A 22807-nucleotide genomic window follows, 5' to 3' on the forward strand; every position below is an offset into this window, starting at 1 on the left:
GCGCGTTAACGCCCGTTCAGAAGACGCACCGGGTATGGCGGCTGTCACTAAGGGCGGACTCACCCGCTCGGAGCAGGGGACGACATAAGCGCGCAGTAAAGTTGAGCCGGATCCACTCATGGCAGTTGACTCTCCCCGGAGGGCCGTGCATCCTTGAGCCTGTAAAGCTCAACTTCTTCCCGGAGGTATTCACGATGGCACGCGCGGTCGGCATCGACCTCGGCACGACGAACTCGGTCGTCAGCGTTCTCGAAGGCGGTGAGCCCACCGTCATCACCAACGCCGAGGGCGCCCGGACCACGCCGTCCGTCGTCGCCTTCGCCAAGAACGGCGAGATCCTGGTCGGCGAGGTGGCGAAGCGTCAGGCGGTCACCAACGTCGACCGCACCATCCGCTCGGTCAAGCGCCACATGGGCACCGGGTGGAAGATCAACCTGGACGGCAAGGACTTCAACCCCCAGCAGATCTCGGCCTTCATCCTGCAGAAGCTGAAGCGGGACGCCGAGTCGTACCTGGGCGAGACGGTCACCGACGCCGTCATCACCGTCCCGGCCTACTTCTCCGACTCCGAGCGCCAGGCCACCAAGGAGGCCGGTGAGATCGCGGGCCTCAACGTCCTGCGCATCGTCAACGAGCCGACCGCCGCCGCCCTGGCCTACGGCCTGGACAAGGACGACCAGACCATCCTGGTCTTCGACCTCGGCGGTGGCACCTTCGACGTCTCCCTGCTGGAGATCGGCGACGGCGTCGTCGAGGTGAAGGCCACCAACGGTGACAACCACCTCGGTGGCGACGACTGGGACCAGAAGGTCGTGGACCACCTGGTCAAGGTCTTCCAGGCCGGCCACGGCGTGGACCTCTCCAAGGACAAGATGGCGCTCCAGCGCCTGCGCGAGGCGGCCGAGAAGGCCAAGATCGAGCTGTCCTCGTCCTCCGAGACCTCGATCAACCTGCCCTACATCACCGCCTCGGCCGAGGGCCCGCTGCACCTGGACGAGAAGCTCACCCGGGCCCAGTTCCAGCAGCTGACCGCGGACCTGCTGGAGCGCTGCAAGACCCCGTTCCAGAACGTCATCAAGGACGCCGGCATCAGCCTGTCCGAGATCGACCACGTGGTCCTGGTCGGCGGCTCCACCCGCATGCCGGCCGTCGCCGAGCTCGTCCGCGAGCTGACCGGCGGCAAGGAGGCCAACAAGGGCGTCAACCCGGACGAGGTCGTCGCCATCGGCGCCTCGCTCCAGGCCGGTGTCCTCAAGGGCGAGGTCAAGGACGTCCTGCTGCTCGACGTCACCCCGCTGTCCCTCGGCATCGAGACCAAGGGCGGCATCATGACCAAGCTGATCGAGCGCAACACCACGATCCCGACCAAGCGCTCCGAGATCTTCACCACGGCCGAGGACAACCAGCCGTCGGTCCAGATCCAGGTCTACCAGGGCGAGCGCGAGATCGCGGCGTACAACAAGAAGCTCGGCATGTTCGAGCTGACCGGCCTGCCGCCGGCCCCCCGCGGCCTGCCCCAGATCGAGGTCACCTTCGACATCGACGCCAACGGCATCATGCACGTCGGTGCCAAGGACCTGGGCACCGGCAAGGAGCAGAAGATGACCGTCACCGGCGGCTCCGCGCTGCCGAAGGACGACATCGAGCGCATGATGCGCGAGGCCGAGCAGTACGCGGAGGAGGACACCAAGCGCCGCGAGGCCGTGGAGACGCGGAACCAGGGCGAGCAGCTCGTCTACTCCACCGAGAAGTTCATCGCGGACAACACCGACAAGCTCCCGGCCGACGTCAAGACCGAGGTCGAGACCGCCATCGGCGAGCTCAAGGAAGCCCTCAAGGGCGAGGACATCGCGGCCATCCGCGAGGCGACCGAGAAGGTCTCCACCACCGCCCAGAAGCTCGGCGCCGCGCTGTACGCGCAGAACGACGCCGCGGGTGCCGCTCCGGCCGGTGACGCCGGTGCGGCCGGCGCCAAGGACGACGACGTCGTCGACGCCGAGATCGTGGACGACGAGAAGCCCAAGGGCGGTGCGTCGGCATGACGGAGAAGCCGCAGGGCACCGAGCCCGGCGACGACTCCGCCGCCGCCGAGGAGGCCGTCCTGAAGGCGGCCGAGGAGGCCGTCGCGGGTGGTGACGAACTCGCCACCGCGAAGCGGGAGTTGGCCGAGCGCACCGGCGACCTCCAGCGCCTCCAGGCGGAGTACCAGAACTACCGCAAGCGGGTCGAGCGCGACCGTCTGACGGTCCGTGAGATCGCGGTCTCCAACATCCTGGAGGCCCTGATCCCGGTGCTGGACGACATCGGCCGGGCCCGCGAGCACGGTGAGGTCACCGGCGGGTTCAAGTCCGTCTCCGACAGCCTGGAGACGGTCGTGGCCAAGCTCGGGCTGCAGCAGTTCGGCAAGGAGGGCGAGCCCTTCGACCCGACGCTGCACGAGGCGCTGATGCACAGCTACTCCTCGGACGTCACCGAGGACACCTGCGTGCAGATCCTCCAGCCCGGCTACCGGATCGGCGAGCGGATCATCCGCCCGGCGATGGTGGCCGTGGCGGAGCCCCAGCCGGGCACCCAGACCACCGCCGCCGCGGATGCCGACTCGTCGGACTCCGACAAGGCCGACGGTGCCTCGGAGAGCTGACACGGCACGCACTGCGGAGTCGTCCGTCGTCCTGGACGACGGGCGGCTCCGCAGTGCCGTATCCCCGACCGACCCAGTACGGAACAGCCACGGGAGGTGGCGGCAGCCATGAGCGCGAAGGACTACGTGGAGAAGGACTACTACAAGGTCCTCGGCGTGCCCAAGGACGCCACCACCGCGGAGATCAAGAAGACGTACCGCAAGCTCGCCCGCGAGTTCCACCCGGACGCCAACAAGGGTGACGCCAAGGCCGAGGAGAAGTTCAAGGACATCTCCGAGGCGTACGACGTCCTCTCCGACGACAAGCGCCGCAAGGAGTACGACGAGGCGCGCAGCCTCTTCGGCAGCGGCGGCTTCCGGGCCGGCGGCCCGCAGGGCGGCGGCTTCGACTTCGGCGACCTGTTCGGCGGGGCGCAGGGCGGCGGCGGGGGCGGGGTCGGCGACCTCTTCGGCGGCCTGTTCAACCGCGGCCCCCGGCAGCCCCAGCCGCGCCGCGGCGCGGACGTCGAGACCGAGGTGACGCTGGCCTTCGAGGAGGCCGTGGACGGCGCCACCGTGCCGCTGCGGATGACCAGTCAGGCCGCCTGCCGGGCCTGCTCCGGCACCGGCGCCAAGGCCGGCACCACCCCCCGGGTCTGCCCGACCTGCGTCGGCGCGGGCACCGTCAGCCGCGGCCAGGGCGCCTTCGCGCTCTCCGAGCCCTGCCGGGACTGCAAGGGCCGCGGCATGCTGGTCGACGACCCCTGCACGGTCTGCCACGGCAGCGGGCGGGCCTCCTCGGCCCGCACCATGCAGGTGCGCATCCCGGCCGGGGTCCAGGACTCGCAACGGATCAGGCTCAAGGGCAAGGGAGCCCAGGGCGAGCGGGGCGGCCAGCCCGGCGACCTCTACGTCACCGTGCACGTGGACGCCCACCCGGTGTTCGGCCGCAAGGCGGACAACCTGACCGTCACCGTGCCGGTCACCTTCCCCGAAGCCGCGCTGGGCGGCACCATCGAGGTGCCCACCCTGAACGGCCCCTCGGTGAAGCTCAAACTCCCGGCCGGGAGCGCCAACGGCCTCACCCTGCGGGCCCGCGGCAAGGGCGCCACCCGCAAGGACGGCACCCGCGGCGACCTGCTGGTCACCGTGGAGGTCGTGGTCCCCAAGCACCTGGACGACGAGGCCCTCGCCGCCCTGGAGCAGTACCGCGAGGCCACCGCCTCGGACGACCCGCGAGCCGCCCTGTTCAAGGCGGCAGAGGGAGCGTGATGACCAGATGAGCCCGACCCCTCCCATCGGCCCCGGCCTCGGCGAAGGCCTGCCCGGCGGCGCCCGCCCCCGGGCTCATTACGTCCTGACCGAGGAGACCCCGGTCTACGTGATCTCGGTCGCGGCCGAGCTCTCCGGTCTGCACCCGCAGACCCTGCGCCAGTACGACCGCCTCGGCCTGGTCTGCCCCGACCGCACCGCCGGCCGCGGCCGCCGCTACTCGGCCCGGGACATCCAGCAGCTGCGCGAGGTCCAGCGCCTCTCCCAGGACGAGGGCATCAACCTGGCCGGCATCAAGCGGATCATCGAGCTGGAGAACCAGGTCGCCGCCCTGCAGGCCAAGGTCGGCGAGATGGTCGACGCCCTGGAGGGCGCGGCCGCCGCGCTCCAGCAGCGGGAGGCCGCCGTGCACGCCTCCTACCGCCGTGACCTGGTCCCCTACCAGCAGGTCCAGCAGTCCAGCGCCCTGGTGGTGTGGCGCCCCAAGCGGTAGCCGGTGGTTCGCCGATCGGGCGGGCGGCCCCTCCGTCCGGGGGGTGACCTCCCGCCCGTCGGTCGTGTCAGGGTGCATCCTGTGAGCCGTACGGTGGCTGTAAACGAACGGCCGGCCCAGTGGTCGAACCGTTCTGCCTATCATCCGTATTGATCCCTATGCTTCACTGTGCAGCACCCGCAGAGCCCCACGGACGAAGGGCGGAGAGGAGCGGTACGAGTGAGCGCACCAGGGAGTTTGTCCTCGGCGGAACCCGGAGGAAACCCGCTCTCCCGGACTGCACGTGCGCTTTACCTGTCGGCCATCCAGGCAGGCGGCCGCTTGACCGCAGACGGACAGGAACCGACCGGTCCAGACGCACAGGAACTGCTCGATTACGGCCTCTTCGTACGCGATCTGGACACTCCGGGCACCCTTGTCGCGGTCGATCCCGAGCGGCTGTCCACCTCCCGCAGCGCCGCCTGGCGGCGCGAGGCGGTCCAACTGCTGACCCGGTCGGCGGCCTTCGACGACGAGATCCGGGAGCTGGGCGACGCCTACAGCGAGCTCACCCGACGTGCTGACCGAGGCGGCTCGATCGAGTACGTCCAGGGCAAGGTGGCCATCAACGAACGCCTCGCCGCCCTGGTCGAGAACTGCTCCCAGGAGCTGCTCACCGCGCAGCCGGGTGGCGGTCGGCGGCCGGAGACCGTCCGGACCGCGATCGAGCGGGACATGGAGGTGCTCCGCCGCGGCGGAACGACCAGGACGATCTACCAGCCGAGCGCCCGCTACTCCAGCCCAACCCTGGAGTACGTCGAGACGATGACGCAGGCGGGCAGTCAGATCCGGACCCTGGACGAGCCGTTCACCATCCTGATCGTGGTGGACCGCAAAGTCGCGATCATCCCGGGCAGCAAGGACATGACCCAGGCGGCCTTCGTGCGGGACGAGGCCGTGATCACGTACCTGATCCAGTCCTTCGAGTCCTTCTGGGAGCGGGCCATCCCGTTCCAGGGAAGCCGCGAGGTGCCGCCCGAGGTGCTCTCGAGCCTCCGCCGGCAGATCATCAGAGCCATGGCCCAGGGCATCGGCCACCGGGTGATCGCCAGGAACCTGGGGCTGAGCGAGCGCACCCTGGCCCGCCACATAGCCGAGATGCGTGAGGACTACGGGGTCGACACCCTGTTCCAGCTCGGCTGGCGTCTGGCCCAGGACAGTGCGGCAGCACAGGAGCCCGCCGAGGACGGCCCGGACATCGTCTGACCGCCCCGGCGGGATAGGTGCCCCCGTGGCCTGCGCTACTGCCAGACGCTGTCGTCGGCGAGAGCGGCGGCCGTAACCCTGGCCGACTTCAGCTGCCAGACGCTGTCAGCGTTAGCGGTGCCCGCGCCGAGGAAAAGTGCGGCACCGAGGAGAACGGCTGAGGCGATGAGGCGACGCGCACTACGCACGAGAGCACTCCCTCCAATGTGGTCCTGTGTGGTCCTGGACTGATCACGGGTATGACTATCGGTTCAATATAAATCCTGCCACTCCCGGCGCATACCAGGGCAGCGTAAGAGGTGTGTCATCTCTCTGCCAGGCAGGGAGATGACATCGAGTGCCGGTAGACGCCACACCCCCCAGGCCGGGACGATCAATGCACTCTCCCACTGGTCGGTGCGAGTTGTTCACGGGGGCGCTGACCAGGTGACATGAACTCGACCAAATAGTTTTGGCCTCAACGAATGCGCAGCAGCATTCTCTAAAACCACCACACTGCTTGTGGGGATTCGCTCCCCGCCCCCGATTCGTCCGGAGTCGTCATGAGTGAGCCGTACCTGCGCAACCGCGCTGTTCAGACCCCCGAGGGTCGGCGCGCCCGGGTGTTCCTCGCCGCGCCGCTCATGCGGCTGACCGGCCCGGCGGACAGCGTGGTGACGCTGGCCAGCCGCACCCGGCTGACCACCCTGCGCTCGACCCTGCTGAAGAGCGGCGCCGCCGTCTACAGCGCCCACCACAGCGACGCCTGGACGGTGAACGGCCGCGCCCCCGAGCCCCGCGTCCCGTCCGACTTCCGCGCGCTGCAGACCGCCGACCTGGTCTTCGCCTACGTCGGTGCCCCGCTCTCGGCCGGCGTCGCGCTGGAGCTGGGCTGGGCGTCCTCGCTGCGCAAGCCGATCGTGCTGCTGGTGGACGAGGCGATCACCCACAACCCGCTGATAGCCACCATCGAGCAGGTCGCCCCGGTGCTGCCGCTGGTCTTCGACGACACCTGGTCGCAGGAGGCCCTGCACCACACCGTGGAGACCGCCCTCGACTGGGCCGGCATGGCGCTCTCGCTCCGCGAGGGCTTCTGGACCGCCCCGACCGAGGCCTTCCCGACGCCCCGTCAGGAGACCTCCGGCTACGGCTACTGGAGCGACTGGGGCGGCGTCGCCACCGGCTGACCCCGTCCGCCCACGGACGCGCGGGGACGGTCACTCACCTGACATCCCCTCCGCCCCGCGCATCTGCCAGCCGAGCTGGAACAGGGTGTCCGCGTCGTACAGCTCCCGCAGCCTCGCGATGTGCCCGGCCACCGTCCGCTCGCTCAGGCCCAGCCGGGAGGCGACGGCCCGCTGGCTGAGGCCCTGTGCGAGCAGTCGGCCGACCTGCTCGTGCACCGCCAACTTTCCTGCCGCACCCGCGAGTTCACTCCACCGAACGCGCTCGGCCCGCTCCCAGTCGCGCTCCCAGATCCCCAGCAGGACATTGATCACCGCCGGGTCCTCGACGAAGGCCGCCGAGGTGTTGTCCGCCCTGGCCGGGACCACCGCGAGCTGACGGTCGAACACCAGCATCCGGGTGAACGGCTCGTCCAGGACGCGGATCTGTTCGCCCCACGCGCTGAGCCGCGCGGCGTACTCGACGGTGGGCGCGTCCGACCGGGCACCCGGCTGGTACAACGTCAACTTGCGCCCTCCGGCCTCCAGGTACTCACGGTCCCGCCCCAGGGACTGGGCCAGGAACTCGGCCGGGCGGGCGCCGCCGGGCTGGGCCGCCAGGACCTCCTCCCGCCGCTCCGCCTCGATCTGCACGATGCGGGAGCGGATCTCCTCCATGTCGCTGACGATCCGCACCACTCCCGTGCGGCCCGAGCGGCGCGGCGCGGCGTCGTAGGCATGGGCCAGCTCCTCCAGCGGCGTCGGCACGTGCTCGGCCCGGCCCAGCAACTCCATCCCGGCCGCTCGCAGTTCGGCCGCCTTCCGGTCTCCCACCGAACGCGGGTTGACCGCCGTCAGGGTGCCGTCCTCGGTGTGGTGGACCAGCAGGCCGTACTCCAGCAGGCGCAGCACCGCCGGGGCCTCCTCCGCGGTGACGTCCCGGAACCAGACGCGGCCGCCCTCGGCCAGGACGGCCGTGTAGACGGCCCGTTCGGCCGGGCCGAGCGGGCGGCGCTCACTCATGGCCGCACCGGCGCCGCATCCGCCAGCCGAGCTGGAAGAGGGTGCGGGCACCGTGCCGCTCGCGCAGCCGGGAGATGTGGCCGGCCACCGTGCGCTCGCTCAGGGCCAGCCGGGAGGCGACGGCCTTCTGGGTGAGGCCGTCCGCCAGCAGGCGGCTGATCCTGTCCCGGGTGAGGTCGGTGGCGGACTCGGCGGTCAGGCCGGCCCAGTCGACCGCGTCCGCCCGGGCCCAGTCGCGTTCGTGGACGGCGACCAGGAAGGAGACCGTCACCGGATCGGAGACGAAGACGGCCCGGGTGAGGTCGTCGGCGGCCGGGAGCACCGCGACCTTCCGGTCGATGATCATCATGCGGCGGAACGGCTCGTCCAGCAGCCGGAGTTCGGCCCCCTCGGCGGAGAGGGTGGTGGCGTACGCGACGGTGGCGGGCTCGCCGAGCACCAGGGGCTGGTAGAGGGCGCGCACCCGGACGCCCCGGCGCCGCAGCGCGGTGTCCTGGCGGACGGCCATCCGCAGGCCCTCGGGCGGGCGCGGGCCGGGCTGGGCGGTGAGCAGTTCGCCCTCGCACTCGGAGAGCAGCTCGGCCAGCCGCTGCCGGATGCCCACCAGGCCGTCCACGTAGGCGGCCTGCTCGCCGTCGCCGCCCTGCCGGGGCACCGAGTCGTAGGCCCGGGTCAGGCCGTCCAGCGCGAGCGGCAGCTCCTCGACCCGCTGCAGCAGCTGGGCGGCGGCGGCGCAGAGCTCGGCGCTGATCCGCTCGCCCACCGCGCGCGGGCTCTGCACCACGTACCGGGTGCCGGGCCCGTCCGTCCGCACCAGGCCGGTCTCCAACAGCCTTGCCAGCGCCGGGCCCTGGGGCACGGCGGCGACCGGCAGCCGGCCGCCCTCGGCGAGCACCGCCAGGTAGAGCTCCCGGGCCTGTTCGTCGAGCAGCCCGACGTCCCCGGTCGGCGTCACCGTGGCCATGACCGTGTACCTCCTCGCCCCGTTCCGTTCCGCTCCGGCCATGATCCCAGCGCGGTACGGCCCGACGCGCCTCCCGGGGTACTCGGCCCCCGGGAGACCCGCCGACATCGCACCAGGCCGGACGGCTTCCGGCGGGACGGAGCAGCAGCGTCCCGCAGCGCTTCTCGGGGGCCGTTCACCACAAGCGGCACCCCGGCCGCGGCCCGCCCGTTCGAGACCGGCGCGTGGGGCACCGGCTACACCCCCGGGGGCGGGCCAAGTCGTCCCCACCGGGCGTTGCGAGCCCGGTCGGCCTTGGCATGTACCACCCTCACAGGCACCCGTACACCGGGCAAGACCTGCGCGCATGCAGGTTCGCGCAAGTGCAGGAACCGGCAGCGGGGGCACCAGGTCACCGCGGCCCGGAGCCTCCCCGCATCCGCCAGCCGAGCTGGAACAGGGTCTCGGCGCCGTGCAGTTCGCGCAGCCGGGCGAGGTGGCCGGCCACCGTCCGTTCGCTCAGGCCCAGCCGCAGCGCGATGGTGCGCTGGGTGAGCCCGGCCGCCAGCAGCCGGCCGACCTGCTCCTCCACCGGACGCTCCGGCTCGGCCGCCTGGTCACCCGCCCAGGTGACCTGCTCGGCGCGCTGCCAGTCCCGCTCGAAGCCGCCGACCAGGAAGGCCACCACCGCCGGGTCCTCGACGAAGGCCGCGCTGCTCTGGTCGGCGGCCGCCGGGACCACCGCCACGGCCCGGTCGAACACCGTGATCCGCTTGAACGGCTCGCCCAACACCCGCACCGTGATGCCGAGTTCGGTGAGCGAGCGGGCGTACGCGACGGTGGCGGGATCGGCCCGCGCGGCCGGCTCGTAGAGCACCCGGGCGGTGCCGCCCCGGGCCGCGAACGCCCGGGCCCTCGCGGTGGAGTCGGCCAGCTGCTGCGGCGCCAGCGGAGCGCCGGACTGGGCGCTCAGGATCTCCGTCGCGGTGGCCTCCAACTGCCGTGCCTGATCGAGCACCTGCCGGATGTCGTGGACGTGCCGCACCACCCCGGAGCGCACCGAGCGGCGCGGCGCCGCCTCGAAGGCAGCGGTGAACTCCCGCAGCTCCTCGCCCAGTTGCTCGGCCTCCAGCAGCTTCCTGGTGCCCGCCGTCCGGAGCCCCGCGCTGATCCGGGCACTCACCGCCCGCGGATCCACCGCCGTCCAGCCGAGGCCGTCGTCGCTCCCCACCAGCAGCCCACCGGCCAGCAGCCTCCCCAGTGCCTCCTGGTCCGCCTCGCCGACAGCGGCCCGCGACACCCGGCCACCCTGGGCCAGCACCTCCAGGTAGAGCTCGCGCTCCGCCTTGTCGGGTAGTTCCGACCGGGCGGGCTCAGGCAGGTCAGGCATCACGGCCGTCCCGCATCCGCCAGCCGAGCTGGAAGAGGGTCTGCGCGCCGTACTGCTCGCGCAGGCGGGAGATGTGGCCGGCGACGGTGCGTTCGCTCAGGCCGAGGCGGGTGGCGACGGCCTTCTGGGTGAGGCCGGTGGCGAGCAGGCGGCCGACCCGGCGGGTGGCGGCCAGGGCGGGCGGGGCGGTGCCGAGGCCGCCCCAGTCGAAGGTCTCCGCGCGGGCCCAGTCGCGTTCGTAGACCGCGACCAGGAAGGCGACCGCCGCCGGCTCGGTGATGAAGACCGCCCGGCTGTAGTCGTCCTCGGCGGGGACCACGGCGACCTTGTGGTCGATGATCAGCATCCGCTGGTACGGCTCGTCGAGCAGCCGGACCTGGCCGCCCTCGGCGGCCACCGCGGTGGCGTACTCGACCGCGGCCGGCTCGTTGACCGTCATCGGCTGGTAGAGCGTGCGCAGCCGGGCGCCCCGGCGCAGCAGGGCGAGGTCCTGGAGGCGGGCGACCGCGAGGCCCTCGGGGTTGCGCGGGCCTGGCTGCGCGGTGAGCACCTCCTGGCTGCTCTCGGAGACCAGCTCGGCGATCCGGTGGCGGATCCGGTCCTGGCCGACCACGACGGCCGGCTGGGCCGGTTCGGCGGCGTCCCGCGGGACGGCGTCATAGGCGCGGGCGAGGCCGCCGAGGCTGTCGGGGAGCTGTTCGGCCTGGAGCAGCAGCCTGGTCGCGTTGGCCCGCAGTTCGCTGCTCATCCGTTCGCTCACCGAGCGGGGGCTGACGGCGACGTAGGCCTTGTCGATGATGTTGGGGATCACCAGCCCGGTGCGCAGCAGCTGGTCCAGCGCGGGCCGCTCGGCCTCGGACACGTCGGTGAACGGGACGCGGCCGCCGGCCGTCAGGATGGTCAGGTAGAGCCCTCGGGCCGCCTCGTCGGGGAACGGGGCCCCGGCCGTCTCCGCAGCCATCCCGGTACCTCCTCGCCGATCGCCGCAGGCCGTCATGGCCATGATCTCAGCGGCGTCGGCCGACGTGTCCCCCGGGATGCCACGTCCCGGGGAACCCGTCGATCTCGCGCCAGGATCCGGGGACCCCGGCGAGGCGGAGCAGCAACGCCTCGCCGGCACCGGATCCGGGGCCATCACCACACATGGCGTCCCGGCCGGGGCCCCACCTCGACTCACCGGCGCGCGGACGCACCGGTGTCCCCCGTGGTGGGACAAGTCACCTGTCCCGGGCTGCGGTTGCCCGGACGACCTTGGCGTGTTCCCAACCTTCACAGCAGGGGGGGCTGCGAACAAGGGGCGCCCGGCTGCAGGTTCCCGCAAGTGCAGGAACCTGCAGCCGGGCGCGGGCCCGGGGCCTCCCGACGGTCCGTCAGGTGGACTGGACCGGTCCCAGCAGGCGGCCGTCCCGCAGCCCCGCCAGGGTGCGCGCCGAGGCCACCGCCCAGGCCGCGACGAGCAGCAGGTAGAGCCCCGCCGCGAGGCCGGTGAAGCCGTCGAACCCGGTGTGCCGGGCCAGGCCCGCGGCTCCGGTGACCAGGGTGCCGACCGGGAAGGTGAAGGCCCACCAGGTCATCGCGAAGGGCATCTCGGCCCGCAGCGCCCGCAGGTTGGCGGCCAGCGCCACGGCCAGCCAGAGCATCGCGAAGCCGATCGTGGAGACCCCGTAGAGGACCGCGAAGCCCACCGCGAAGGAGGCCAGTTCGGGGGCCGTGCCCTTGGCCGCGTCGGCCAGCTGGTTCACCGCGGTGGTGGACTGGCCGAGCGGGCCGAGCACCAGGAAGAGCGAGGGGGTCAGCACCAGCGCGGGCAGCTTGCTGTGCACCAGCCCGGCGAAGACCACCGGCAGCAGCACCAGGGTGGCCAGCAGGCTGGCCCCGAACAGCGCGTAGCAGCCGTACAGCATGGCCGGCCGCAGCCCCTCGGGCAGGTGCGGCACCAGCACCGGGCCGAGCGCGGCGGAGACCATCGGCGCCACCACGGGCAGCAGCCAGGTGGGGTTGGCCTCCAGCGGGGACAGCCGGTGCCGGGTGATCATCAGGTACGGGATCCCGAAGGCCACCACCACCGCGTACAGGGTGCCCACGCTCCAGAGCACCAGGTCGGCGGTGAGCGCGGCCTGACTGCCGATCAGCCGGGAGCCGAGCACCTCGGTGCCGTAGCCGACCGCCAGCAGGGCCATCGGCGGGCAGCCGTAGAAGAAGGCGGTGGCCGGGTTGTCCAGCAGCTGCTCGCGGGCCGCCGCGCGGTGCTTGGTGAAGTGCACCAGCCGCCCCGCCACCAGCACCAGCAGGGCCACCGCGGAGATCGCCCAGACCGCCTCGCCGAAGCCGATCAGGCCCGGCAGGGCGAGCGGCAGCGCGGCGGCCCCGTTGGCCACGATGGCCGTGCCCATCACGGCGGCGTACCAGTTGGGGCCGAGCCGGGAGAGGTCGAGGCCGTAGCCGGCGAGGGTGCGGGGTGCGGTGATCGTGGCCATGCCTCCACGGTGCGCCCCGCGCACCGCCGCCGGTAGCGCGGCCGGATGGATGGCGGCATAGCCTGGCCCTATGGCCCTCTCCCCGCACGTCCCCGAACTCGGCGCCCTGGAACTGCTGCTCGCGGTGGCGAGACTCGGCAGCGTCGGACGGGCCGCTGCCGAACTGGGGGTCAGTCAGCCCGCCGCCAGCGCCCGGATCAAGGGCATGGAGCAGCAGATCGGGGTCCCGCTGCTGGACCGCTCCCCGCGCGGCTCCCGGCCCACCGAGGCCGGCCGGCTGGTGGTCGAGTGGGCCCGCAACGTGGTCGAGGCCGCCGAGGCCCTGGACGCCGGGATCGACGCCCTGCGCGGCCGCCGCGACTCCCGGCTCACCGTGGTCGCCAGCCTCACCGTCGCCGAGTACCTGATGCCCGGCTGGCTGCTCGCCCTGCACCAGGTCAGCCCCGACACCGCCGTCACCCTGCGCACCGCCAACTCCGCCGACGTCGCCGCCCACGTCCTCGGCGGCGACGCCGACCTCGGCTTCGTCGAGGGCCCGACCACCCCGCCCGGCCTGCACGGCGCGGTGGTCGCCGCCGACCGGCTGGTGGTCGTGGTCGCCCCCGGCCACCCCTGGGCCCGCCGCCGCAGCCCGCTCACCGGCACCGAACTGGCCGCCACCCCGCTGGTCCTGCGCGAGCCCGGATCGGGCACCCGGGAGGTCCTGGAGCAGGCGCTCGCCCCGTACGGCGGCACCGCCGCGCCGCGGCTGGAGCTGGCCTCCTCGACCGCGCTCAAAGCCGCCGCGATGACCGGCGCCGGGCCGGTCTGCCTGAGCGAACTCGCCGTCACCGAGGAGCTCGCCACCGGCCGCCTGGTCGCCGTCCCGGTCGAGGGCGTCGACCTCCACCGGCCCCTCCGCGCCGTCTGGCCCGCCGGCCACCGCCCGGCCGGCCCGGCCCGCGAGCTGCTCGGCCTCACCCGCAAGAGGTAGTGGCTACGCGTTGGGGGCGCGAGGAACTGCGCGAGTACGGAAGGCGGACCAGCGTGAGATCGGGGCAGGCCAGCCAGTTGCACGTGGTGCCGTTCCCCCGCGCGCCCCGCGGCGGAGCCGCCGATCAGCAGGGCCTCGCGCCCCCGGGTCGCTGCCCTCCGGACGTCGGCCGTTTGCTGGACCCATAAAGGTTGAGCGCGCTAGACTCAACTTGTCGTACACCACCCGAGTCAAAGAGGAGCACGCCAGTAGTGGACGCCAGCAAGTTCACCAGCAAGACCCAGGACGCCCTGTCCGCCGCGATCCGACAGGCCAGCGCCGCAGGTAACCCGGACGTCAAGCCGGTGCACATCCTGCTGGCGCTGCTGGAGCAGCCGGAGGGCGTCGCCCGCCCCCTGCTCGAAGCGGTCGGCGCGGACGTCACCGCCGTCACCGCCGCCGCCAAGCGGCAGGCCACCGCCCTCCCCAGCGCCCAGGGCTCCACCGTCTCCGCCCCGCAGCTGGCCCGCGACACCCTCGCGGTGCTGACCGAGGCCGGCAAGCGGGCCGAGGACCTGGACGACCAGTACCTCTCCACCGAGCACCTGTTGGTCGGCCTGGCCGCCGAGGGCGGCCAGGTGGCCGAGCTGCTCAAGGACCACGGCGCCACTCCGAAGGCGCTGCTGGCCGCGTTCAAGGACGTCCGCGGCTCGGCCCGGGTCACCTCCGCCGACCCGGAGGGCACGTACAAGGCGCTGGAGAAGTACGGCACCGACCTGACCCAGGCGGCCCGCGACGGCAAGCTGGACCCGGTGATCGGCCGGGACCAGGAGATCCGCCGGGTGATCCAGGTGCTCTCCCGCCGGACCAAGAACAACCCGGTGCTGATCGGCGACCCGGGCGTCGGCAAGACCGCCGTGGTCGAGGGCCTGGCCCAGCGGATCGTCGCGGGCGACGTGCCCGAGTCGCTGCGCGGCAAGCGGCTGGTCTCGCTCGACCTGGGCGCGATGGTGGCCGGGGCCAAGTACCGCGGCGAGTTCGAGGAGCGGCTGAAGGCCGTCCTGAACGACATCAAGGCCAGCGACGGACAGGTCGTCACCTTCATCGACGAGCTGCACACCATGGTCGGCGCGGGCGCCGGCGGCGACTCCGCGATGGACGCGGGGAACATGCTCAAGCCGATGCTGGCCCGCGGCGAGCTGCGGATGGTCGGCGCGACCACGCTGGACGAGTACCGCGAGCGGATCGAGAAGGACCCGGCGCTGGAGCGCCGCTTCCAGCAGGTGCTGGTCGGCGAGCCGAGCGTCGAGGACACCATCGCCATCCTGCGCGGCCTGAAGGGCCGTTACGAGGCGCACCACAAGGTGCAGATCGCGGACGCCGCCCTGGTGGCCGCCGCCACCCTCTCCAACCGGTACATCACCGCCCGCTTCCTGCCGGACAAGGCCATCGACCTGGTGGACGAGGCCGCCTCCCGGCTCCGGATGGAGATCGACTCCTCCCCCGTCGAGATCGACCAGCTCCAGCGCTCGGTCGACCGGCTGCGGATGGAGGAGCTGGCACTGGAGAAGGAGTCCGACCCGGCCTCGGTGGACCGGCTGGAGCGGCTGCGCCGCGACCTGGCCGACAAGCAGGAGCAGTTGAGCGCGCTCAACGCCCGGTGGGAGCAGGAGAAGAAGTCCCTCAACCGGGTCGGCGAGCTCAAGGAGCGCCTGGACGACCTGCACGGAGCGCTCGAACGCGCCCAGCGGGACGGCGACTTCGAGCGCGCCTCCAAGCTGATGTACGCCGAGGTGCCGGCCGCCGAGCGCGAGCTGGCCGAGGCCCAGCAGCACGCCAAGGACGAGGACGCCTCCGACTCGATGGTCAAGGAGGAGGTCGGCCCGGACGACGTGGCCGACGTGGTGGCCTCCTGGACGGGCATCCCGGCCGGCCGGCTGCTGGAGGGCGAGAGCGCCAAACTCCTGCGCATGGAGGAGGAGTTGGGCCGCCGCCTGATCGGCCAGAGCGAGGCCGTGGGCGCCGTCTCGGACGCCGTGCGGCGCACCCGCTCCGGCATCGCCGACCCGGACCGGCCGACCGGCTCCTTCCTCTTCCTCGGCCCCACCGGCGTCGGCAAGACCGAACTCGCCAAGGCCCTGGCCGACTTCCTCTTCGACGACGAGCGGGCCATGGTCCGGATCGACATGAGCGAGTACGGCGAGAAGCACTCGGTCTCCCGGCTGGTCGGCGCCCCGCCCGGGTACGTCGGCTACGAGGAGGGCGGCCAGCTCACCGAGGCGGTCCGCCGCCGCCCGTACAGCGTGGTGCTGCTGGACGAGGTGGAGAAGGCCCACCCCGAGGTCTTCGACGTGCTGCTCCAGGTGCTCGACGACGGCCGGCTGACGGACGGTCAGGGCCGGACGGTGGACTTCCGCAACGCCATCCTGATCCTCACCTCCAACCTGGGCAGCCAGTACCTGGTCGACCCGGCCACCCCGGAGGACCGGAAGAAGCAGCTGGTGCTGGACACCGTCCGCTCCGCCTTCAAGCCCGAGTTCCTCAACCGGCTCGACGACATCGTGGTCTTCGACCCGCTGGGCACCGCGGAGCTCAGCCGGATCGTCGACCTCCAGGTCGCCGCGCTCGGCGCCCGGCTGCGCGACCGCCGGCTCACCCTGGAGGTCACCCCGGCCGCCCGCGACTGGCTGGCGCTCACCGGCTACGACCCGGCCTACGGGGCCCGGCCGCTGCGCCGCCTGGTGCAGTCCGCGATCGGCGACCAGCTGGCCCGCGCCATCCTCTCCGGCCAGGTGCACGACGGGGACACCGTGGTGGTCGAGCAGGACGAGGCCGGCGACCGCCTGACGGTCCGCGCGCAGGCCCCCGGCACGGGCCTGCGGAAGTGATCCGGGGCGCCGCCGGAGCACGTTCGCCCAGGGAGTAGTGGAGTTCGCGGCCCGGGCCCGGTAGGCCCTGTGTCCCGGGCCGCGAATGAGGCAGGATGGGTCCCGGAAGGGCGGCCCCTCACAGTTCGCCACCTCCTCGTGCACTGAGAAAAGGACCCCCGATGAGCATCGACCCGTCGTCCATTCCCTCCTTCGGCGCCCCGCAGGGCGGCGGCCAGCCGGCCCCCCAGGGCCCGCCGCCGGTCGTCGTGCCGGACCAGGCCCTGGTCGGCCAGCTGCTGGACCAGATGCAGCTCAAGCACGTGGTCGACGAGGAGGGTGACCTCACCGCTCCCTGGGAGGGTTTCCGGGTCTACTACATGTTCCGCGGCGAGCAGAAGGAGCTCTTCGCGGTCCGTGCCTTCTACGACCGCGCCTACCCGCTCGAGGACAAGGGCGAGATCCTCGACCTCATCGACGAGTGGAACCGCGAGACCCTCTGGCCCAAGGTCTACACCCACACCCACGAGGACGGCGTGGTCCGCCTGATCGGCGAGTCCCAGATGATCGTCGGCACCGGCGTCAACCTGGAGTACTTCGTCACCACCACCGCCAACTGGACCCAGGCCGCGGTCGGCTTCGAGCAGTGGATCGTCGAGCGCCTCGGCCTCCAGAAGGAGATCGAGGAGGGCGAGGGCGGCGACGCCGCCGCCCCCACCGACGAGAGCTGATCCAGCACTCCGGAAGGCCCGTCTCCCCCGGGAGGCGGGCCTTCCCCGTACCCGCAGGGCGTCCCCTTGCCCCGCCCCTCCCCCGCCGCGAGGATGGCCCCGATTTCCACGAACCGTGAGGAGCACCTGATGGGTACGAGGCCGCTGCTGAACCGCAGTCTGGCGGGCATGGGGACGACGATCTTCGCGGAGATGTCCGCCCTCGCCGTCACCACCGGTTCGATCAACCTCGGGCAGGGCTTCCCGGACACCGACGGCCCGGCCGAGATCGCCCGGGCCGCGGCCGACGCCGTGCTGACCGGCAAGGGCAACCAGTACCCGCCCGGCCCCGGGATCCCCGAGCTCCGCCACGCGATCGCCGAGCACCAGCAGCGGCTCTACGGCCTGTCCTACGACCCCGACCGCGAGGTGCTGGTCACGGCCGGCGCCACCGAGGCGATCGCCGCCTCGCTGCTCGCCCTGCTGGAGCCGGGCGACGAGGTGATCGCGATGGAGCCGTTCTACGACTCCTACGCCGCCTGCATCGCGATGGCCGGCGCCACCCGGGTCCCGCTCACCCTCCGCGCCCCGGACTTCCGCCCGGACCTGGACGAGCTCCGCGCCAAGGTCACCCCGCGCACCCGGCTGCTGCTGATCAACACCCCGCACAACCCGACCGGCACCGTCCTGACCGCCGACGAGCTCCGCGCGATCGCCGAACTGGCCGTCGAGCACGACCTGTTGGTGGTCACCGACGAGGTCTACGAGCACCTGGTGTACGGCCCCGCCGCCCACCGCCCGATCGCCGCCCTGCCCGGCATGCGCGAGCGCACCGTCTCGATCTCCTCGGCCGGCAAGACCTTCTCCTTCACCGGCTGGAAGGTCGGCTGGGTGACCGGCTCCCCCGAGCTGGTGGCCGCCGTCCGCACCGCCAAGCAGTACCTCACCTTCGTCAGCGCGGGCCCGTTCCAGTACGCCGTGGCCGACGCGCTCCGCCTGCCCGACGCCTACTTCGACGGCTTCCGGACCGACCTGCTGCGCAAGCGCGACCTGCTCGCCGACGGCCTGGCGGCGGCCGGCTTCGAGGTCTACCGCCCGCAGGGCACCTACTTCATCACCACCGACATCACCCCGCTCGGCGAGACCGACGGCCTGGAGTTCTGCCGCAAGCTGCCCGAGCGCTGCGGCCTGGTGGCGATCCCGAACGCGGTGTTCTACGACGACCCCGAGGCCGGCCGCAGCCAGGTCCGCTGGGCCTTCTGCAAGCAGGACGAGGTCCTGGAGGAGGCCGTCACCCGTCTGCGCAGGCTCTGACGGCCCCTCACCGTGCGCCCCGGCGCACGAGGGTGGTGAACGGCGCGCGCTCCGGTGAAGGGGGCGCGCGCCGTTCAGAGTCGTGCACCGGGTTGATCACACCAGGGTAGAGGGTGTAGCCAGAACGGTGAATGCCGGGCAAAGCTGGGTAAATCCCTGACGGACCCGGAGAATTCGTGCTTCTCTGCTGCTGAATCTCCAGCCGGAATCCTTCCTTCCACGGTCGGCCGCGCCACGGACCGCACAGCTTCGAACAGCCCCGACGCCAACGCCGGGCCGGAGGCTGACGGCGGGCGCGCACGGAGCTGAAACGCGGAGCCCAGCATGCTCACCACACTGCAGACCTCCTACACGGACACCCGAGCCGGTGACCTGGCCTGGTGCCTGGGCGGCAGTCCGCTGCCCGCGCTCGCCGTGCGGGATCTGAGACTCGACCGCATCGGCAGCACGCCGCCCGGTCGGCTCGCCGGCGGGACGCTGCAACTCAGGCTGCTCGGGGCCTCCCACCAGGTGATCCTGGCGGCCGGCCCCGGTGAGTGCCTGGAGACGGTGGCCTGTCTGCCGGGCCGTCAGACCCCGCTGCCCGCCCGGGTGGCCAAACAGGTCGGCGGCTGGGAGTACGAGTTCGCGGCCCGGATCGAGGAGCTCTCCCCGCACGTCTTCGCGGCCCGGGCGCAGGAGCTGCTCGCCCTGGTCGAGGGCCACCCGTACGCGCTGGCCGGGGTCTTCCCCGGGGACCCGAGCGCCTTCACCGCGCTGGTCGCGCACGGCGACGAGCAGCGGGTGCTCTGGCGGACCTGGCACGCCTACCCGCAGGAGGGCCGGCTGGTCTGCACCCGGTCCTCGTTGACGGTCTTCGCAAACGCGTCCGAGCCGGACCGTCCGACAGGTAGCCCATGGTGATGAAACGTCAATTCTCTGCACCGTCAAGTCCGTCGAATGGGTGCAGCGGTCGGCCGCTCGCCTCGCCTAGCGTTTGTTCGTGATCAACCATCCACCGGGCCCACCCCTCAGTCCGCTCCCCGCACCCGACGACCCGGCCGGTCTGGCCGTGATCGGGGCGAGCGCGGTCCGGGCCCGGGACGCCGCCCGCCCGGTGCCGCTGCGCGGCCGGGCCCGGGCGGCCCGGCTGCTGGTGCTGCTCGCGGCCTTCGTCTGCGCCGCCTGCGGCCTGGTGTACGAACTGGAGCTGGTCGCCCTCGGCGGCCAGCTCCTCGGCGACACCACCACCCAGACCTCGGTGGTGCTCTCCGTGATGGTCTTCGCGATGGGCGTCGGCTCGCTGCTCGCCAAACGGCTCACCCGCCGACCCGCCGCCTCCTTCGCCCTGGTCGAGTGCGCACTGGCCCTCACCGGCGGCACCTCCGTGCTCCTCCTCTACTGGGCCTGGGCCCGACTGGACCACCACGGGGCGACGCTCGCCGGGGTGGTCGTCGCCACCTTCCTGATCGGCGTGCTGATCGGCGCCGAGATCCCGCTGCTGATGACCCTGATCCAGCGCATCCGCCGGGAGGACGCCGGCCGCGCCGCCGCCGACCTGTTCGCCGCCGACTACGTCGGCGCGCTGGTCGGCGGGCTGGCCTTCCCCTTCGTCCTGCTCCCCCAGTTCGGCCAGAGCACCGGCGCCCTGCTCACCGGTGCGGTCAACGCCGTCGCCGGGGCCGCCGTGGTGCTCCGGCTGTTCCGTGACGAGGTGTCACCCCGCACCCGGGTCCTGCTCTGGGCCGGCTGCGGCCTGGTGCTGCTCGCCCTCGCCGTCGCCGCCGCCTGCACCGACGCCATCGAACGCGCCGCCCGCCAGGCCATCTACGGCGCCCAGGTCCGCCTCGCCCTGCACGGCCGGCTCCAGGAGATCGTCCTCACCGGCGACGCCGACCCCGCCGCCCCCGCCACCGCCCGGCTCCCGCCCCAGCGCGGACCGTTGGAGCTCTACCTCGACGGACGGCTCGCCGTCTGCGGCCCCGACGAGTACCGGGAGCACGAGGCCCTCGCCCACCCCGCCCTCGGCGGCGGCCCCGCCGGGCGGGTCCTGCTGCTCGGCGGTGGCGACGGCCTCGCCCTGCGCGAGGTGCTGCGGCACCCGGCGGTCCGCTCCGTGGTGCTGGTCGAACCCGACCCCGTCCTGGCCGACCTGGCCCGGCACGACCCGGCCCTCGCCGCCCTCGGCGAGCACTCGCTGGCCGATCCCCGGGTCCGGCTGGTGACGGGCGAGCCGCTGCGGTGGCTGCGCGGGGCCGACGGGTCGTACGACGTGGTGCTCAGCGAGCTGCGCGGGCGGCCGTACGACACCCAGGAGTTCTACGGGCTGGCCGCGCGGCTGCTGGCCCCCGGCGGGCGGATCGCCGTCCGGGCCGAGGAGCTCTGGCCGGCCGAGGCCACCCTCCAGGCGGCCGGGCTGCGGACCGCCCCCTACCCCGCGGCCGACGGCCCCCGCCACTGCCCGCGCGGCCCCGGCACCCCCGCCACCTTCGTCCCTCGCCGCCCGCACCCCGCCCGCCCTCACCCTCACCGCCCCCACCCGCTCCCTCACCCCCGACCGCCTCCGCACCTCCGCCGCCGCCCTCGCCACCACCCGCCCCGACCCCCTCCCCGCCCCGCGCACCCTCCTCGGCTGATCCGCGGAGCGGCCCGCAGGGGCGCGGGGAACTGCGCGAGTTCGGAAGGCGGACCAGTGTGAGGTCGGGGCAGCCGAGCCAGTTGCACGTGCTGCCGTTCCCCCGCGCGCCCCGCGGCGGAGCCGCAAGTCAGCAGAGCCTCGCGCCCCTGCGGGGCGCTGCCTCGTTGCCGTGGCGGTGAAGGCACCCCGCGCAGCCTCTGCTCGACCGCCACCCCGGGTGGGTAGGCTCGACGGCATGGAGCATGAGGTTGTCGTCCAGCTGCCCGCCGCCACCGTCCAGGAGGCCCTGCGGGACCAGGAGCTGGTGTCCCGCTGCGTCCCCGGGCTGACCACCGACGAGGAGCCGGGCGGCGCCGCCCGGCTGCGTCTGCGGATCGGCGGCTCGACCATCACCTACCGCGGCGAGCTCTCGCTGATCGAGGGCCGCGAGGGCGTGCTGACCGTCCTGGCGGAGGGTCAGGAGGCGCGCGGCACCGGCGAGGTGACCGCCACCGTCCGCCTCTCGGTGCAGCCCGCGGCCGAGGACGACGAGAAGTCCTGCACCCTCCGCTTCACCGGTGACCTGTCCGCCACCGGCCGCCTCACCGAGTTCGACGCCGCCACCCTGGGCACCACCGGCCGCCGTCTGCTGGACCGCTTCGCGGCCGAGCTGGCGGCCGAGCTGAGCGGGGCCGAGCCGCCGGAGGCCACCGTGGTCTACCTGGAGGACCACGCGGCCGGCTTCGGCGCCGACCTGGACGACGACCTCTCCGACCTGATCGCCTTCACCGAGGACGACCTCCCCGCGGACGCCGTCCTCCCCGAACCCACCGCCGCCGAGCCGGAGCGGCAGGCCGAGCCGGAGCCCGCGTTCGACTACCTGGCCGACCCGGCCGCCGCCTCCGGCCCGGTCCGCCGCAGCATCGTCGGCCGTTCGGCCGAGGAGGTGGACCACGCCCCGCCGCGCGGCCGCTACGCCCCGGCCCTGCCGGCCCGCAGCGCGCGGGCCCGGGCGGCCAGCCGCTGGGGCGGCCCGGAGGTGGTCTCCGCGAGCGACCGGAACCCGCTGCCCTGGGTGATCGGCGGCGGCGCGGTGCTGCTCGGCGGCGCGGTGGTCCTGGTCCGCGCCCTGCGCAGGCGCTGACCGGAGTCCGCGTACCGCGCCCGTAGACTGACTGTCCATGAGCAACGACCGCGACGCCCTGCTGGCGCAGATCAAGGACAAGGCCGTCGTGCACGGCAAGGTCACCCTCTCCTCCGGCAAGGAGGCCGACTACTACGTCGACCTCCGCCGGATCACCCTGGACGCCGAGGCCGCCCCGCTGGTCGGCTCGGTCATGCTGGACGCCTCCGCGCACCTGGAGTACGACGCGGTCGGCGGCCTGACCCTGGGCGCCGACCCGGTGGCCGCCGCGATGCTGCACGCCGCCGCCGCCCGCGGCCGGAAGCTGGACGCCTTCGTGGTCCGCAAGGCGGGCAAGGCGCACGGCCTGCAGCGCCGGATCGAGGGCCCGGACGTGAAGGGCCGCCGGGTGCTGGCGGTCGAGGACACCTCCACCACCGGCGGCTCGGTGCTGACCGCCGTCGAGGCGCTCCGCGAGGCGGGCGCCGAGGTGGTCGGCGTCGCGGTGATCGTCGAGCGCGGCGCGGCCCCGGCCATCGCCGAGGCGGGCCTGGAGTACGTCACCGCCTACGACCTGGACGACCTGGGTCTCTGACGGACGACCACATGACGGTGGCCCGCCGCTCCACGTGTTTCACGT

The 22807-nt window shown here is 72.9% G+C and carries 19 protein-coding genes; 14 read left to right on the plus strand and 5 right to left on the minus strand.

What is annotated here, in order from left to right; translation table 11 throughout:
- Positions 1-194 precede the first annotated feature (194 nt).
- The 6 genes from dnaK (at position 195) to ABD946_RS36255 (ending at position 6796) form a co-directional block, all read left to right on the plus strand.
- On the plus strand, positions 195-2042 hold the full coding sequence (gene dnaK, locus ABD946_RS36230) for a molecular chaperone DnaK (RefSeq protein WP_345289947.1): 1848 nt from the start codon (positions 195-197) through the stop codon (positions 2040-2042).
- A complete protein-coding gene (gene grpE, locus ABD946_RS36235; protein ID WP_345289948.1) occupies positions 2039-2641 on the plus strand; it encodes a nucleotide exchange factor GrpE in 603 nt (200 codons plus the stop codon). The genes dnaK and grpE overlap by 4 nt, the downstream gene beginning before the upstream one ends.
- Positions 2642-2749: 108 nt before the next feature.
- Positions 2750-3892: a molecular chaperone DnaJ gene (dnaJ, locus tag ABD946_RS36240; RefSeq protein ID WP_345289949.1), complete on the plus strand. Its 1143-nt coding sequence runs from the start codon at positions 2750-2752 to the stop codon at positions 3890-3892.
- Positions 3893-3899: 7 nt separating this feature from the next.
- On the plus strand, positions 3900-4385 hold the full coding sequence (locus ABD946_RS36245) for a heat shock protein transcriptional repressor HspR (protein WP_345289951.1): 486 nt from the start codon (positions 3900-3902) through the stop codon (positions 4383-4385).
- Positions 4386-4706: 321 nt separating this feature from the next.
- Entirely contained in the window at positions 4707-5630 is a 924-nt protein-coding gene (locus ABD946_RS36250; RefSeq protein WP_345289952.1) for a helix-turn-helix domain-containing protein, read from the plus strand.
- Positions 5631-6172: 542 nt separating this feature from the next.
- The gene (locus tag ABD946_RS36255) at positions 6173-6796 is read left to right on the plus strand and encodes a hypothetical protein (protein WP_345289953.1); all 624 of its coding nucleotides are present in this window, start codon (positions 6173-6175) and stop codon (positions 6794-6796) included.
- A gap of 30 nt (positions 6797-6826) precedes the next feature.
- Here the strand turns inward: ABD946_RS36255 and ABD946_RS36260 are convergent, their stop codons facing one another.
- The 5 genes from ABD946_RS36260 to ABD946_RS36280 form a co-directional block, all read right to left on the minus strand.
- Positions 6827-7795, minus strand: a complete 969-nt coding sequence (locus ABD946_RS36260) for a LuxR C-terminal-related transcriptional regulator (RefSeq protein ID WP_345289955.1) — start codon at positions 7793-7795, stop codon at positions 6827-6829.
- Positions 7788-8759, minus strand: a complete 972-nt coding sequence (locus ABD946_RS36265) for a LuxR C-terminal-related transcriptional regulator (protein ID WP_345289956.1) — start codon at positions 8757-8759, stop codon at positions 7788-7790. The genes ABD946_RS36260 and ABD946_RS36265 overlap by 8 nt, the downstream gene beginning before the upstream one ends.
- Positions 8760-9150: 391 nt before the next feature.
- Positions 9151-10128, minus strand: a complete 978-nt coding sequence (locus ABD946_RS36270; RefSeq protein ID WP_345289957.1) for a LuxR C-terminal-related transcriptional regulator — start codon at positions 10126-10128, stop codon at positions 9151-9153.
- Complete coding sequence (locus ABD946_RS36275; protein ID WP_345289959.1) at positions 10121-11089, minus strand: LuxR C-terminal-related transcriptional regulator; 969 nt, start codon at positions 11087-11089, stop codon at positions 10121-10123. Before ABD946_RS36275 ends, ABD946_RS36270 begins: the two co-directional genes overlap by 8 nt.
- A gap of 409 nt (positions 11090-11498) precedes the next feature.
- On the minus strand, positions 11499-12605 hold the full coding sequence (locus tag ABD946_RS36280) for a TDT family transporter (protein WP_345289960.1): 1107 nt from the start codon (positions 12603-12605) through the stop codon (positions 11499-11501).
- Between the two features lie 70 nt (positions 12606-12675).
- Here ABD946_RS36280 and ABD946_RS36285 point away from each other — a divergent pair, with 70 nt between their 5' ends.
- The 8 genes from ABD946_RS36285 to pyrE all read left to right on the plus strand — a co-directional run bounded on the left by ABD946_RS36285 (position 12676) and on the right by pyrE (position 22762).
- On the plus strand, positions 12676-13578 hold the full coding sequence (locus ABD946_RS36285; protein WP_345289961.1) for a LysR family transcriptional regulator: 903 nt from the start codon (positions 12676-12678) through the stop codon (positions 13576-13578).
- A 251-nt stretch (positions 13579-13829) separates the two neighbouring features.
- A complete protein-coding gene (clpB, locus tag ABD946_RS36290) occupies positions 13830-16445 on the plus strand; it encodes an ATP-dependent chaperone ClpB (protein ID WP_345289962.1) in 2616 nt (871 codons plus the stop codon).
- A gap of 161 nt (positions 16446-16606) precedes the next feature.
- Positions 16607-17155: a type III secretion system chaperone family protein gene (locus ABD946_RS36295; protein WP_345289963.1), complete on the plus strand. Its 549-nt coding sequence runs from the start codon at positions 16607-16609 to the stop codon at positions 17153-17155.
- 129 nt (positions 17156-17284) lie between these two features.
- Positions 17285-18448 (plus strand): pyridoxal phosphate-dependent aminotransferase, encoded by a 1164-nt coding sequence (locus ABD946_RS36300; RefSeq protein ID WP_345289964.1) that lies wholly within the window; start codon positions 17285-17287, stop codon positions 18446-18448.
- 324 nt (positions 18449-18772) lie between these two features.
- Positions 18773-19351 (plus strand): DUF2617 family protein, encoded by a 579-nt coding sequence (locus ABD946_RS36305; RefSeq protein WP_345289965.1) that lies wholly within the window; start codon positions 18773-18775, stop codon positions 19349-19351.
- A gap of 79 nt (positions 19352-19430) precedes the next feature.
- Positions 19431-21125, plus strand: coding sequence for a spermine/spermidine synthase domain-containing protein (locus tag ABD946_RS36310; protein ID WP_425558790.1), 1695 nt, complete (start codon positions 19431-19433; stop codon positions 21123-21125).
- A gap of 175 nt (positions 21126-21300) precedes the next feature.
- Positions 21301-22188, plus strand: coding sequence for an SRPBCC domain-containing protein (locus ABD946_RS36315; RefSeq protein WP_345289967.1), 888 nt, complete (start codon positions 21301-21303; stop codon positions 22186-22188).
- 37 nt (positions 22189-22225) lie between these two features.
- Positions 22226-22762: an orotate phosphoribosyltransferase gene (pyrE, locus tag ABD946_RS36320; protein WP_345289968.1), complete on the plus strand. Its 537-nt coding sequence runs from the start codon at positions 22226-22228 to the stop codon at positions 22760-22762.
- Positions 22763-22807: the final 45 nt, after the last annotated feature.

The sequence above is a fragment of the Kitasatospora albolonga genome (assembly GCF_039535905.1).
Lineage (GTDB): Bacteria > Actinomycetota > Actinomycetes > Streptomycetales > Streptomycetaceae > Kitasatospora > Kitasatospora albolonga.

What these genes read in the sequence shown, in the direction of transcription:
- dnaK (WP_345289947.1), top strand. Translation starts at nt 195, where the DNA reads ATGGCACGCGCGGTCGGCATCGACCTCGGCACGACGAACTCGGTCGTC.
- grpE (WP_345289948.1), top strand. Translation starts at nt 2,039, where the DNA reads ATGACGGAGAAGCCGCAGGGCACCGAGCCCGGCGACGACTCCGCCGCC.
- dnaJ (WP_345289949.1), top strand. Translation starts at nt 2,750, where the DNA reads ATGAGCGCGAAGGACTACGTGGAGAAGGACTACTACAAGGTCCTCGGC.
- ABD946_RS36245 (WP_345289951.1), top strand. Translation starts at nt 3,900, where the DNA reads ATGAGCCCGACCCCTCCCATCGGCCCCGGCCTCGGCGAAGGCCTGCCC.
- ABD946_RS36255 (WP_345289953.1), top strand. Translation starts at nt 6,173, where the DNA reads ATGAGTGAGCCGTACCTGCGCAACCGCGCTGTTCAGACCCCCGAGGGT.
- ABD946_RS36260 (WP_345289955.1), bottom strand. Translation starts at nt 7,795, where the DNA reads ATGAGTGAGCGCCGCCCGCTCGGCCCGGCCGAACGGGCCGTCTACACG.
- ABD946_RS36265 (WP_345289956.1), bottom strand. Translation starts at nt 8,759, where the DNA reads ATGGCCACGGTGACGCCGACCGGGGACGTCGGGCTGCTCGACGAACAG.
- ABD946_RS36270 (WP_345289957.1), bottom strand. Translation starts at nt 10,128, where the DNA reads ATGCCTGACCTGCCTGAGCCCGCCCGGTCGGAACTACCCGACAAGGCG.
- ABD946_RS36275 (WP_345289959.1), bottom strand. Translation starts at nt 11,089, where the DNA reads ATGGCTGCGGAGACGGCCGGGGCCCCGTTCCCCGACGAGGCGGCCCGA.
- ABD946_RS36280 (WP_345289960.1), bottom strand. Translation starts at nt 12,605, where the DNA reads ATGGCCACGATCACCGCACCCCGCACCCTCGCCGGCTACGGCCTCGAC.
- ABD946_RS36285 (WP_345289961.1), top strand. Translation starts at nt 12,676, where the DNA reads ATGGCCCTCTCCCCGCACGTCCCCGAACTCGGCGCCCTGGAACTGCTG.
- ABD946_RS36295 (WP_345289963.1), top strand. Translation starts at nt 16,607, where the DNA reads ATGAGCATCGACCCGTCGTCCATTCCCTCCTTCGGCGCCCCGCAGGGC.
- ABD946_RS36300 (WP_345289964.1), top strand. Translation starts at nt 17,285, where the DNA reads ATGGGTACGAGGCCGCTGCTGAACCGCAGTCTGGCGGGCATGGGGACG.
- ABD946_RS36305 (WP_345289965.1), top strand. Translation starts at nt 18,773, where the DNA reads ATGCTCACCACACTGCAGACCTCCTACACGGACACCCGAGCCGGTGAC.
- ABD946_RS36315 (WP_345289967.1), top strand. Translation starts at nt 21,301, where the DNA reads ATGGAGCATGAGGTTGTCGTCCAGCTGCCCGCCGCCACCGTCCAGGAG.
- pyrE (WP_345289968.1), top strand. Translation starts at nt 22,226, where the DNA reads ATGAGCAACGACCGCGACGCCCTGCTGGCGCAGATCAAGGACAAGGCC.